Consider the following 11720-nt stretch of genomic DNA (forward strand, 5'->3'; position numbering starts at 1 on the left):
GCTGTTTTTTCCAAACAGAAATCGTTGAAGGGGCAGGAATATTAAAGATAGCTGCCGTCTCAAATAAGGACATACCGTTTTCAATCATAAAGTTTAGTACGTCTAGTTTAAATTGTTGTGTGTAATTTGTACATCGTTTTAGAAAAGCTTCCAGACCATTCTGTTTATATTGGTTTACCCAATTCAAAATGATTGTGTCACTTATACCGAGCGATCTACCCATTTCTCGATAACTTTCATTTCCGTTCAAATAACGTAGAACGATTTGTATTTTTTCATCAGCTGTAAATTTAGCCATAGAAAAACTGCACCCCCAATTGTTAGGCTGTGTCTAACAATTGGGGTGCAGTTCATATCTGCTCTTTTTTTCATTAGTTTTAGTTAGTTGAATGTAGAGTTGTAGCATAAAAACTGCTGCTTCTATAACGAGATTCCTATTCATTATGAATAGTGAGACAGTATGTTAAGCTAATCCTTTAGTTTCGGATTAAAGTTTTTTTATATTTTTTTAAAATGACGGACACAAAAACGCATATACCTTCGAATTATATATATGGATAACATAAATATGTATATAAAAGGGGAGAAATAAGATGAAAGAAAAAAAAGAAATGTTTCAAGAAATCGCTGAGGTGTTAAAGGTATTGGCGCATCCAGTTCGTCTATCTTTAGTAAAAATAATGCTTGCAAAAGGTCCTACTAATGTAACAACAATGTATGGGGATTTACAAATGCCTCAAAGTACAATTAGTCAACATTTATCTAAACTAAAAGCTGCTAAAATGGTTACAGGTACTCGGAAAGGATTAGAAATTTATTATGAGGTAACTGACAATCGCACAAAATCAATATTAGCATGTTTAGTTTAAATAATGACTTCTATTTCAAAATAAAAAACGCTATTCTTTTCTATGATTTTACAGAGAGAATAGCGTTTTTTATTTTTAAGGAGTATCTTTTTATATGCCTATAGAATGGAGTGAAAGGTTTATGGGTTTAAATGTACCTACTATTACCTTAGGTTCTAATGCGTCTAATAATGAAAAAATTCTCGGTTTAGGGGTGCTTCTTTATAGCTTACGTACAATTGAGATTAGAAAAAGTAGAGCGAGCGCTTAATGAGGCGGAAGTAGTGTTTATATGCGAAACTTTATAGAAATCTCATTTTTCTAATTGTATCTTTTTAGATTGATGGATGTGGGGTCACGTCCATCAATCTAAGAAAACAAGTTAGCTAAAAAATGATGAAAATAAACTTTATAGAAATAAAAAATATGAACGTAGAAGATTAAACAAAGTATATAGTGCTTTTTTAGTCATGTAATCTTTTAATTTGATGATCTTTTCCCCATTCAAACAGATTATCCATTATTTGCATTAAAGATTTTCCGTATTCACTTAGTGTGTACTCAACCTTTGGTGGTACTTCTTGATATACGGTACGATAGATAATCCCATCAGCTTCAAGTTGCCGAAGTTGTTGTGTAAGAACCTTTTGTGTAATGTTTGGGATTTCTCGTTTAATTTCATTTGTTCGCATTTTTCCATCCGACAAAATACATAAAATATGAACTTTCCATTTTCCACCGATTACATCGAGTGTTGTTGCAATTGGGCAATTATCATTTTGATTCATATAACACCTCCAAAGGTACTTCAAGGTTCCTATAGTACCTGAAAGTACGTACTTTTCAATTATATGTAACTCATTCATACTAATACGTAAAGGATTGATTAATTTATAAAGGGGCTGGAAAATGATGAGAACACTTGTAATTGTAGCACACCCTCATATTGAAAAATCAAAAATTAATAAAAGATGGATAGAAGAACTTGAGAAACATTCAGATGAAATTACGGTGCATGAATTATATAAGGTGGCACCAAATTGGGAGTTTAATATTGAAGAAGAGCAAAAGTTATTAGTAGAACATGACAGATATATATTTCAATTTCCGCTTTACTGGTACAGCACACCACCATTATTAAAAAAATGGTTCGATGATGTATTAACATATGGATTTGCGTACGGATCACAAGGAGATAAAGTGAAGGGGAAAGAATTTGGTGTAGCTATTTCTATAGGTGGATTAGAAAAAGACTATGAAAATAGTGGGATTACAATGGATGAGTTGACGAAACCATTCCAAGCTACATGCCTATATACAGGTATGGAATTTATACCTTCCTTTTATTTATATGGTGCAGAATATAAACTAAGTGATGAAGAGATTGATAAAAGTGCACCTGAGTATGTGCAATATGTAATGAACAAGAAGTATTCTAATATATAATGAAAAATAGCCATTTACTTGTGAAGTAAATGGCTATTTTATATTTTTCTTATATTCACTAAGTGTAATCTTTAGTAAATTAATAGTTAATCTGGTAAAATAAAAAACCTAACATATATAAAGGGGAGTTTTACTTGAGAACGATGCGACAATTATTACAAAAGAGAGCAATGCAGTCACCAAATTTGGAAGCGCTTGTAGGAGGGGAGAAAAGATATTCGTTTCAGCAATATAATGAACGAGTAAATCAGCTTGCACATTATTTGTTACATAATGGTGTGCAAAGAGGAGATCGTATAGGAATACTATGCAAAAATAATCACCCCTTTCCAAGCGTTATGATGGCAAGTTTAAAAATTGGAGCGGTATTTATTCCGCTAAATCATCAGCTTACTGTATATGAATTAGAAACAATTGTAAAAGAAGCGAAATTAAAAGTGTTAGTTATTGATGAAGAATTTAGTGAAGTGTTATTAAATGTTGATGCTGTTAAAGAAATTCCTTATGTAATTCAAACGACAAAAGAAGGTTTTGGTTCATTTGAATTAGAGCTGCAAAAACAGCCAACGACAGAACCGAACGTAGAAGTTCATGAAGAAGACGACGCCATTTACTTATTTACTTCAGGAACGACTGGACAGGCGAAAGCATGTGTAATTGGACATAAAAACTTACATCACTATTTTGCTGAAATTGCGGGACAAAGAGAAATCCCAGCAGGTGAACGCTTTTTATCTGTGCATCCATTGTTCCATATGAGTGGCGTGCTTTCTATTTTAAATTGTATTTATCATGGCGTTACGATGATTTTCTTAGCTGATTCGAATCCTGCTATTATTTGGGATAAGATTGAAGAAGAGAAAATTACTACGATGCTTGCGTTCCCTGCTGTTTATAGTTACATGCTTGATGAATTAAATAAAAAAGAACGTAATATTTCAACCTTTAAAGTAGCACAAAGCGGTGGTACAAAAGTGCCAGAAACACTCATTCAAAAATATATGGAAAAAGGAATATATATGGTGCAAGGTTATGGTAGTACAGAAGGTTGGGTTGTAACCTCATGGCATCCAATGATGGGAAAAGAAAAGATGTCTTCTGTAGGAAAAACCTTGAAAAATGTAGAGGTGAAAATTGTTCATCCAGAAACAGGACATGAATTAACAACAAATGAAGTTGGAGAGATTCATGTGAAAAGTCCATACATGTTTAAAGGGTATTGGAATAATGAAAAGGCGACAAAGAAGGTAGTAAAAGATAACTGGTTTAACATGGGTGATGCTGGCATGATAGATGACGATGGATTCCTGCATATTATGGGAAGATATAAAGACGTTATTATACGCGGTGGTGACAATGTATATCCAGATCAAGTAGAAGATGTTATTCATGAAATACATGGTGTTTTAGAAGTTGCAGTAGTTGGAGTTCCAGATGACTTTTGGGGAGAGGTTCCAAGAGCTTACATTGTGAAGGATGGCGAAACAACATTAACAGAAGAAAGTATTATTCAGTATTGTAAGGAGAAGTTAGCAAGTTATAAAATACCAGAAGTAGTATTCATAGACGAGTTACCGAAAAACGCTTTAGGAAAAGTGTTGAAGAGGGAATTACGAGATGTAGTTCTTGTGAAATAGAAAATTATAAAACGATGGAGAACCCAGTTATGTATAAGACATGACTGGGTTTTTATGTATCAAAAACATAATGATTTACTAGATTTTGCATTTTGTGTAAGATAATAAAGAAAATTCAATTAATATTTTGAGGGATGAAATTAAATGAAGCTATCGTTATTAGAAGTAGAGACGGATAGACTCATTATCCGTCCATTTCAAAAAGCTGATTATGAAAGTTGGTTAGATCAATTTTCTTATTGATTATAAAAATAAAGAAATGGACAAATAAGGGGAAAAGAAAATGAAGACTATAAACGTATTTCATTATGACGCATTTACGAATAAGCCAAATAAGGGAAATCCAGCAGGTATTGTATTAGAAGCAGATGGATTAACGGAAGAGGAAATGCAAATTATTGCTGAAAAAGTTGGATATAACGAAACAACTTTTGTTCTTTCCTCAGAAGTAGGAGATATAAGAATGCGCTATTTTACACCTGGTTTTGAAATGGATTTATGTGGTCATGGGACAGTAGGGACGATATATGCCTTGCGCGAAAAAGGTTTATTAGAAGAGAAAAGTAACCTTACGATTGAAACGAAGGCAGGGATTTTACCGATACAAATAGGTGTAAATGAAAATGGAGAAACCTTTATTAAAATGAGGCAGACAGCACCTCAGTTTAAAGATTTTGCAGGTTCAAAAGAAGAATTAGCTCATAGTATTGGTTTAGAAGTAAATGATTTAGATGTAAGTTTACCGATAGTATATGGAAGTACAGGAAACTGGACTGTAATTGTGCCGATTAAAAATCTAGATGCGTGTGAGAGAATGAAACCTAATAATGCTGCATTTCCATCGGTATTAAAAGAAATACCTAATGCTTCTATTCACCCAATTTGTCTAGAAACTTATGATGAACTAGCACAAATGCATGGCCGTCATTTCTCGTCAGCTTATGCTGGGACGATTGAAGATCCAGTGACAGGAACAGCTTCAGGTGTAATGGGAGCGTATTATGCGGAGTATTTAGAGAAAGATTTTGAACATGAATTGGACTTAATCGTTGAGCAAGGACAGGAAATAAATAAAGATGGTCGTGTAACTGTTTATGTAACGAAAGGGATAGAAAACGAAAAGTTACAAATAGATATTGCTGGAACAGCGGTGTATGTGAAAGAGTTTGAAGTTTTAATATAAAAAAGAAAGCCCGGCATACATCCGGACTTTCATTATCTGTTCAACACTTCAATATACGAAGCATCTCCAGTTGTTCTTAAAGCAGAGCGAAAATTGTTATTTTCTAGCGTTTTAGCGACTTGTTGTAATTGCTGTGCATCATCATGATGGATAAGTAAGCTGTCAGCACCGCTTTCTTCTATATGAATATGTTCGACGTTTCCAATGGCATTATGTACAGCTTTTAAAAATTCAGGTTTCATGGTGTCCTCCTATATGTATGTAACGTTTTTATTTAGTATTTCCTTATTTTTGAAATATAAAAGTAAATGAAAGGAGAAATAAAATGAATATAAAGCAGTTTAACGAACATATAACATCACTATTTGGAGAGCATCTTCATAAATACGGCGATGATGAATATGGTTTTACTCATATAAGTAAAGATGAATTTCACAAAATCGGTTACACAACAAATTTAACGTTAGAAACTATTGAAGAAGCGTATAGAAATGGAGTCGATATGATAGTTACACATCATGCGCCGTGGAGTTTTTTATTTGGTATGGAAGAGGCTTGTATTGAGAAATTGAAGCAATATGAAATGAATCATTTTTGGGTTCATTTGCCGTTAGATTTTGTAAAGTTTGGCACATGTACATCGTTATTTAACGGAATTGGGATAGATACAATACTGGAATATTCCACGTATGAGGAAGAAGAACTACCGGGAATAGGAGAATATAAAGAAGCGATTCCTTTTTCAAACTTAGTTGGAAAACTTGAAGAAAGAATGGAAGAGAAAGTGAAGAGCTGGAGAAATCACGATAAACCAGTAAAACGGATTGCGATTTTAACCGGTGCAGGAAACAATACAAATTTGATTGAACGTGCATTAGAAAAAGGGTGTGACACGTACATAACAGGTGAAAAAACATTATATACAGTGCAACAGGCGAAATTTAAAGGGATTAATTTAATTGTAGGCAGTCATACGTTTACAGAAGTGTTTGGTGTAGAAAGTTTGGCTCATAAGTTAAAAGAAAGAGATAATTCAATAGAAATTACTAGATTAAATGAAGAACATTTGGAATGAAGAAATTACATCGCATTACCATCAATAGAATGAACTATATGATGGAATATTGAAAGACGCAGTTGCAATGAAATAAAATTATCTTTTGTTATATTAAGATTTTTAGGAGGAATTCCCTTATGTTTGTCAAATAATAGTAAAGTTGTTTTTTGAATTAAGGGAATATTCGGAGTTAAAGGGTGAGAGAATGGATATTTCAATAATCACTGCACAACTAGTTAAGGAGAAAGTGATTTCACATTATCCAAATAGTGTAAAAGCATTAAACGGGGGAACAACAAGTACTATATATTTGTTAGATGAACAATACGTTGTAAAGTTGAATGAATCGGATGTCATACGTGAAGAAGCTTATTTTCTTCAGTTTTATAAAAAGGATGAATTATTTCCAAAGCTTTTTTATAAGGAACCTTTAAATCGCTATATTGTTTACTCATTCCTTGAGGGCACAACTTTTTGCAAACTAGGCCATAAACGGAGCGTTCTTTGTAAACTTGTAAAGGAAGTTATCAATAAGTATGAAGTAGCTACAGAGATTGATGGCTGGGGATGGAAAGAAAACCTAGTTCAATCTTGGAATGAATTTTTAACGACAAATGTGATGGAAGCTCATGAAAATGTAAGACGTTACATAAGTGAGGAAGCGTATAGAACGGTTTTTAAGTTAGCAAATAGTCCAAGTAGGGGGACTGGAATAAATCAGCCATTTTTATTGCATGGTGATCTTGGATTTCATAATTTTATATTTCAAGAGAATAAACTGCACGGTGTAATTGATCCTTTACCAGTGTTAGGAGATCCTATATATGATTTAATTTATGCGTTCTGTTCAACTCCGGAAGATTTAACAAAAGAAACGATTGGTTATGCGATGAAACAATGTGTATTTCATAAAAATGACCGTGATTTATATGAAGAGATAGTCATAGGATTATATTTGCGTATAGATACATGTTTACGGCACCACCCGAAAGATTTAGAAGATTATTTAGCAGCTTGGCGTTATTGGATGGGTGAGGTTGAGGTGACTTTATAGTACAAATATTTTTAGGGGAAATGGTGAGATGAATGTTGTAGAAGCGAAAAAGGATTTACTGTAATTCCATTATCGGTTACATTTGTCTATTTACTTACTTTTATAAGTTTATTAATTGAACATAAAAAAGCAGCTTAATAAAAATTTAGGGATAGGGGGAATTATGATGAAAAATTACGTTTGTACAACGTGTGGCGTGCAGTATGCAGCGAGTGTAGAAGAACCGGTGAGTTGTCATATTTGTGATGAAGAGAGGCAATATGTGAATCCAAAAGGACAATCTTGGACGACACTAGAAAGCTTACAAATTGGTGATACATATAAAAATGAAATAATCGAAGAGGAAGATGGACTTTATAGTATTACAACAAAACCAGGATTTGCGATCGGTCAAACGGCATTTGTAGTGAAAACAGAGTCATATCGTTTACTGTGGGACTGTATTACGTATTTAGATGAAACGACAATTACGAAAATAAAAGAGCTTGGCGGATTAGATGCGATTGCATTGTCTCATCCTCATTATTATTCAACGCAAGTAGAATGGGCAGAGACATTTGATGTACCAATTTATATACATGAAGATGATAAAGAGTGGGTGATGCGTCCGAGTAGTCGTATTATTTATTGGTCTGGTGAGTCTTTACAATTAGCTGATGGGATTACTGTACATCGTCTTGGAGGACATTTTAGTGGTGGTTCTGTATTGCATTGGGAAGAAGGTAATGATGGAAAAGGGATTTTGTTAACAGGTGATATTATTCAAGTTGTAGCAGATGAGCGGTGGGTAAGCTTTATGTACAGCTATCCAAACTTAATTCCACTACCAGCGAGAAAAGTGGAAGAAATGGTGAATCGAGTGAAGCCGTTACAGTTTAATCGTTTATACAACGCTTTTCATCGAGTAGTAAAAGAAAATGCAAATGAGGCAGTTGAACGTTCTGCTGAAAGATATATAAAAGCAATAGAAGGAAAGTTGTTTCATACGTAAAAGGAGAGTAGCTTAATGAAAACGTTAGTATGTTTTGGAGATAGTATTACAGCTGATGAAACGTTTTATGATGGAATGCCGAGATTAACACCACGTTTGCAAGAGATGTTTCCGAATTGGATAGTAGTGAATGCAGGTGTTCCAGGTGATAATACATTCGATGCGTTAAATAGGATTGAAGAAGATGTAATATCATATAAACCAGATTTCGTAACAGTTTTTCTTGGTACGAATGATGCAGTTTCTTTTTCTCAAGTGTCATTACAAGCATATAACGAAAACTTAGAGAAGATTGTGAACCAAGTTTCATCAGATAAAGTACTACTGATTAGTCCTGCACCAGTTGATGAAGAAAGACAGCATAATAGAACAAATAGAGTGCTGAGTCAGTATGCAGACGTGGTAGAGGAAGTGGCAAAAGAAACAGGAAGCTATTTTCTAAATTTGTATGCTGAAATGATTCAAGAACGGGATTATAAAAGATTTGTAGAAAATGATGAAAAAGATGGATTACACTTTGGGCCAGAAGGTTATGAGTATGTAGCGAAGTTAATTGGTGAAAAGTTAAAAGGGATTTTATAAAAAAAGCAAAGCGATATCGCTTTGCTTTTCATTGTTTTTAGTAAATTAATCTAGAAATGCTTGCTGTAATGCTTTCAGTCCATCGCTGTAAATACCATGAAACAGATTTATTGCTTCTTCATCACTAACCTCAACAGGAGTGAATGTACCAGACCACTCTACTAACGATGTGTTACGTTCAGTACCTTCTTTCACCTGGATTGTAGATAAATAATTAGTGACTGGGAACGGTGCATTCATGATTGAATACGTGTAGTAGCGTTCTTTATCATTGAATACTTCTAAGCGTTCTATAATTGTATCGCCATCTGGATTAGCTAGATGACGTACACGACCGCCTTCCGTTAATTTACTGCTAGGTATATAAGGTAACCAGTCTGGAAGGGAGTTGAAACCTCCGATTAATTGCCATACTTGTTCAGGTGAACCGAAAATTTCCATAGATGTAGTAGTATGTGCCATGTTCATTACGCTCCTTTTTATCTCGATATTTGCGAGCAAATAATCAGTGGGGATGACCCCACTGATTAAGGTTTCAAATTATTTTACGTTGATTGGTAGTGGTGCATTAGGTGCTACTAATTTTTGTTCGCGCATTTCTTCCCAGAATGCTGCTGGAATTACTGTATTTAAGGCGTTTTGGTCTTCTACAATTCGTTCCGGTTTACTTGCACCAGGAACAACAGCAGCAACTGCTGGATTGGCTAGTGAAAATTGTAGTGCAGCAGCTTTGATGCTGATTTCGTGACGATCTGCAAGAGCTTTGATTTTCTCAACCTTTGCAATAATTTCTGGCGATGCTTTTTGATATTCGAAGTGAGCGCCTCCAGCAAGAATACCTGAGCTATATGGGCCACCAACAACAATATCCATATTATGCTTTACAGCTGCAGGCATTACTCGTTGCAATGCACGTTCGTGGTCTAATAATGAATAGCGACCAGCTAATAAGGATATATTTGGTTTCGCTTCTTCTAAATCAAGCATAAGTTCAATTGATTCTACTTTGTTTACTCCAAGCCCCCAGCCTTTAATGACTCCTTCTTCACGTAAACGTGTTAGCGCACGGAATGCTCCTGTTCGAGCAATTTCAAATTGTGAAATCCACGCATCACCATAAAAGTCTTGTGCTAAATCATGAATGAAAACAAAGTCTAGACGATCTGTTTTTAAACGTTTCAAACTTTGCTCGATAGAACGAAGTGTTGCATCTGCGCTATAGTCATTGATCATTTTATTTTTGCGACCAAATTCGAAAAGCCCGCCTTTTTCACCTAAATCACGTGCAGATGGATCTTCTAATTCATCCGAAATAGTTCGACCTACTTTCGTACTTAAAAAGTAATCATCACGATTTCTTTTTGATAGTGCTTCACCAAGACGAATCTCCGCTAAGCCAGATCCATAAAGTGGAGCTGTATCAAAGTAACGAACGCCATTCTTCCAAGCAGCATCCACTGTAGCGATTGCTTCTTCCTCTGGGATATTACGGTACATATTTCCTAGTGGTGCTGTACCAAACCCGATTTTTTCTTTTAGTAATTTACTCATTATAGATATCCTCCTAAAATGTATTTGAAAAATATTTATTCATTGTGAATGGATGTGAAAATGAAAACATGTCATTTTATCGTCTGACAAAATGTATGAGAAAAATACTCACTTTAAAGTAAAGGTACTAACAGGTAATTTCTAACACTGCATGACTCACTCAACCCTTACAAATGCTATTATGAAATGTATTTTACATAATGAAAAGTACGTACTTTAAAGTGATATAGATACTAAAAAGTAATACAGGTACTTTTTGGTGCCGTACTACTCATCTGCTGTTTACGTATGCTATTATGAAACATGTTTAACAGGGTAAAAAGTACGTACTTTAAGGTGCTATAGATACTTAAAAGTAATATTTAAATATTTTAGCTTATTTGTCTTATAAAATTATTAAAGGAGATTTTTATATGAAAACATACAATATTCCTGTAGAGGCAACTTTAGAGGTTATCGGTGGAAAGTGGAAAGTAGTTATCCTTTGTCATTTAAAGAAAGACAAAAAGAGAACGTGCGAATTAAAACAATTAATGTCTGGTATTACACAAAAGATGTTAACGCAACAATTACGTGAATTAGAAGAAGATGGTGTAATCGAGAGAAAAGTGTATAACCAAGTGCCACCAAAAGTAGAGTACTCTTTAACTGATTACGGTCATTCTTTAGATTCTATACTCGATACTCTTTGTAACTGGGGAGAAAATCATCTTGAAAAGAATGGGAACACATCTATGCTTATAACAGCAGCTGAATAAAGAAAGAAAAAACGAACGAGAATACGTTCGTTTTTTCTTTTTGTATAGAGGGAGATTTTTACGCAGCATAATTACTTTTTTGTAATATAGGTACTTTTTTGTGCTGTAGGAACTAAAATGTGCCGTATAGAAAATTATTTGTTTTTACGCAACAATAGAGAAGAAATTTAGAAAAAAGGAGGGAGATCGTGTGAAACAATACAATATACCGATAGAGGCAACTTTAGAAATTATCGGGGGAAAGTGGAAGGTCGTTATTTTATGTCACTTAACGAAAGGGACGAAGCGAACGAGTGAGTTGCAACGTTTGATTCCTGAAATTTCTGTGAGAATGTTAACGCAGCAACTACGCGAGCTGGAAGAAGATGGTGTGATTACACGTGAAATTTATAAAGAAATTCCCCCTCGAGTAGAATACTCTCTAACCGATTATGGGTGGTCTTTACAGAATGTATTAAATCAATTAACCGCATGGGGAGAACGATGCATAGATAGAAAAAACACAGAAGTTAAGTGAAATCTCTATATGTAATATTGAAAACACCACCTAATGACGAGGTGGTGTTTTTCGTTTTAAAACTTTAGAAAGTTGTTATGATGAAAAGTAAAATTT

General features: G+C 34.2%; 16 protein-coding genes and 1 pseudogene. 12 read left to right on the forward strand and 5 right to left on the reverse strand.

Annotated elements, in window-relative coordinates:
- Positions 1-298, reverse strand: a 298-nt coding sequence (locus tag BLT20_RS20225; protein ID WP_141769980.1) for a helix-turn-helix domain-containing protein, incomplete at its 3' end; no start/stop codon positions are given.
- Positions 299-593: 295 nt separating this feature from the next.
- Here BLT20_RS20225 and BLT20_RS20230 point away from each other — a divergent pair.
- Positions 594-869: an ArsR/SmtB family transcription factor gene (locus tag BLT20_RS20230; RefSeq protein ID WP_000660066.1), complete on the forward strand. Its 276-nt coding sequence runs from the start codon at positions 594-596 to the stop codon at positions 867-869.
- Positions 870-963: 94 nt separating this feature from the next.
- Positions 964-1119: a hypothetical protein gene (locus tag BLT20_RS30605; RefSeq protein WP_001121201.1), complete on the forward strand. Its 156-nt coding sequence runs from the start codon at positions 964-966 to the stop codon at positions 1117-1119.
- Positions 1120-1312: 193 nt separating this feature from the next.
- Here BLT20_RS30605 and BLT20_RS20240 read toward each other — a convergent pair whose 3' ends face one another.
- Positions 1313-1636 (reverse strand): winged helix-turn-helix transcriptional regulator, encoded by a 324-nt coding sequence (locus tag BLT20_RS20240; protein ID WP_001072981.1) that lies wholly within the window; start codon positions 1634-1636, stop codon positions 1313-1315.
- A gap of 124 nt (positions 1637-1760) precedes the next feature.
- Between BLT20_RS20240 and BLT20_RS20245 the strand changes: the two genes are divergently transcribed.
- The 4 genes and pseudogenes from BLT20_RS20245 to BLT20_RS20255 all read left to right on the forward strand — a co-directional run bounded on the left by BLT20_RS20245 (position 1761) and on the right by BLT20_RS20255 (position 5114).
- A complete protein-coding gene (locus BLT20_RS20245; RefSeq protein ID WP_025921899.1) occupies positions 1761-2294 on the forward strand; it encodes an NAD(P)H-dependent oxidoreductase in 534 nt (177 codons plus the stop codon).
- 143 nt (positions 2295-2437) lie between these two features.
- Complete coding sequence (locus BLT20_RS20250; protein WP_002026085.1) at positions 2438-3931, forward strand: class I adenylate-forming enzyme family protein; 1494 nt, start codon at positions 2438-2440, stop codon at positions 3929-3931.
- A 144-nt stretch (positions 3932-4075) separates the two neighbouring features.
- Positions 4076-4168: pseudogene (locus BLT20_RS30795) on the forward strand (N-acetyltransferase); the annotation flags it as partial.
- Between the two features lie 46 nt (positions 4169-4214).
- Positions 4215-5114: a PhzF family phenazine biosynthesis isomerase gene (locus BLT20_RS20255; protein ID WP_000849321.1), complete on the forward strand. Its 900-nt coding sequence runs from the start codon at positions 4215-4217 to the stop codon at positions 5112-5114.
- 32 nt (positions 5115-5146) lie between these two features.
- Here the strand turns inward: BLT20_RS20255 and BLT20_RS20260 are convergent, their stop codons facing one another.
- Positions 5147-5356 carry a hypothetical protein gene (locus BLT20_RS20260; RefSeq protein WP_000801658.1) on the reverse strand — a complete coding sequence of 70 codons (210 nt, stop codon included), beginning with the start codon at positions 5354-5356 and terminating at the stop codon, positions 5147-5149.
- Positions 5357-5439: 83 nt separating this feature from the next.
- Here BLT20_RS20260 and BLT20_RS20265 point away from each other — a divergent pair, with 83 nt between their 5' ends.
- From BLT20_RS20265 to BLT20_RS20280, 4 genes are all read left to right on the forward strand, one after another.
- Positions 5440-6189, forward strand: a complete 750-nt coding sequence (locus BLT20_RS20265) for a Nif3-like dinuclear metal center hexameric protein (protein WP_001022443.1) — start codon at positions 5440-5442, stop codon at positions 6187-6189.
- A 187-nt stretch (positions 6190-6376) separates the two neighbouring features.
- The gene (locus BLT20_RS20270; RefSeq protein ID WP_002026086.1) at positions 6377-7225 is read left to right on the forward strand and encodes an aminoglycoside phosphotransferase family protein; all 849 of its coding nucleotides are present in this window, start codon (positions 6377-6379) and stop codon (positions 7223-7225) included.
- A gap of 163 nt (positions 7226-7388) precedes the next feature.
- On the forward strand, positions 7389-8216 hold the full coding sequence (locus BLT20_RS20275; RefSeq protein WP_013142076.1) for an MBL fold metallo-hydrolase: 828 nt from the start codon (positions 7389-7391) through the stop codon (positions 8214-8216).
- Between the two features lie 15 nt (positions 8217-8231).
- The gene (locus BLT20_RS20280) at positions 8232-8798 is read left to right on the forward strand and encodes an SGNH/GDSL hydrolase family protein (RefSeq protein ID WP_000855218.1); all 567 of its coding nucleotides are present in this window, start codon (positions 8232-8234) and stop codon (positions 8796-8798) included.
- Positions 8799-8843: 45 nt separating this feature from the next.
- On the opposite strand, the gene BLT20_RS20285 is transcribed toward BLT20_RS20280, so the two are convergent.
- Both BLT20_RS20285 and BLT20_RS20290 read right to left on the reverse strand, forming a co-directional pair.
- A complete protein-coding gene (locus tag BLT20_RS20285; RefSeq protein WP_000951519.1) occupies positions 8844-9260 on the reverse strand; it encodes an SRPBCC family protein in 417 nt (138 codons plus the stop codon).
- A gap of 78 nt (positions 9261-9338) precedes the next feature.
- Entirely contained in the window at positions 9339-10349 is a 1011-nt protein-coding gene (locus tag BLT20_RS20290) for an aldo/keto reductase (RefSeq protein WP_000040540.1), read from the reverse strand.
- Between the two features lie 413 nt (positions 10350-10762).
- Here BLT20_RS20290 and BLT20_RS20295 point away from each other — a divergent pair, with 413 nt between their 5' ends.
- Both BLT20_RS20295 and BLT20_RS20300 read left to right on the forward strand, forming a co-directional pair.
- The gene (locus BLT20_RS20295; RefSeq protein WP_000860820.1) at positions 10763-11107 is read left to right on the forward strand and encodes a winged helix-turn-helix transcriptional regulator; all 345 of its coding nucleotides are present in this window, start codon (positions 10763-10765) and stop codon (positions 11105-11107) included.
- A gap of 190 nt (positions 11108-11297) precedes the next feature.
- Complete coding sequence (locus BLT20_RS20300; RefSeq protein ID WP_000816339.1) at positions 11298-11624, forward strand: winged helix-turn-helix transcriptional regulator; 327 nt, start codon at positions 11298-11300, stop codon at positions 11622-11624.
- The last annotated feature ends 96 nt before the right edge of the window (positions 11625-11720 follow it).

The sequence above is a fragment of the Bacillus sp. cl96 genome (genome assembly GCF_900100505.1).
Taxonomy (GTDB): domain Bacteria; phylum Bacillota; class Bacilli; order Bacillales; family Bacillaceae_G; genus Bacillus_A; species Bacillus_A cereus.

Coding starts and splice junctions, on each gene's coding strand:
- BLT20_RS20250 (WP_002026085.1), top strand. CDS start 2,438: ATGCGACAATTATTACAAAAGAGAGCAATGCAGTCACCAAATTTGGAA.
- BLT20_RS20260 (WP_000801658.1), bottom strand. CDS start 5,356: ATGAAACCTGAATTTTTAAAAGCTGTACATAATGCCATTGGAAACGTC.
- BLT20_RS20280 (WP_000855218.1), top strand. CDS start 8,232: ATGAAAACGTTAGTATGTTTTGGAGATAGTATTACAGCTGATGAAACG.
- BLT20_RS20240 (WP_001072981.1), bottom strand. CDS start 1,636: ATGAATCAAAATGATAATTGCCCAATTGCAACAACACTCGATGTAATC.
- BLT20_RS20285 (WP_000951519.1), bottom strand. CDS start 9,260: ATGGCACATACTACTACATCTATGGAAATTTTCGGTTCACCTGAACAA.
- BLT20_RS20270 (WP_002026086.1), top strand. CDS start 6,377: ATGGATATTTCAATAATCACTGCACAACTAGTTAAGGAGAAAGTGATT.
- BLT20_RS20255 (WP_000849321.1), top strand. CDS start 4,215: ATGAAGACTATAAACGTATTTCATTATGACGCATTTACGAATAAGCCA.
- BLT20_RS20290 (WP_000040540.1), bottom strand. CDS start 10,349: ATGAGTAAATTACTAAAAGAAAAAATCGGGTTTGGTACAGCACCACTA.
- BLT20_RS20245 (WP_025921899.1), top strand. CDS start 1,761: ATGAGAACACTTGTAATTGTAGCACACCCTCATATTGAAAAATCAAAA.
- BLT20_RS20275 (WP_013142076.1), top strand. CDS start 7,389: ATGATGAAAAATTACGTTTGTACAACGTGTGGCGTGCAGTATGCAGCG.
- BLT20_RS20230 (WP_000660066.1), top strand. CDS start 594: ATGAAAGAAAAAAAAGAAATGTTTCAAGAAATCGCTGAGGTGTTAAAG.
- BLT20_RS30605 (WP_001121201.1), top strand. CDS start 964: ATGCCTATAGAATGGAGTGAAAGGTTTATGGGTTTAAATGTACCTACT.
- BLT20_RS20265 (WP_001022443.1), top strand. CDS start 5,440: ATGAATATAAAGCAGTTTAACGAACATATAACATCACTATTTGGAGAG.
- BLT20_RS20295 (WP_000860820.1), top strand. CDS start 10,763: ATGAAAACATACAATATTCCTGTAGAGGCAACTTTAGAGGTTATCGGT.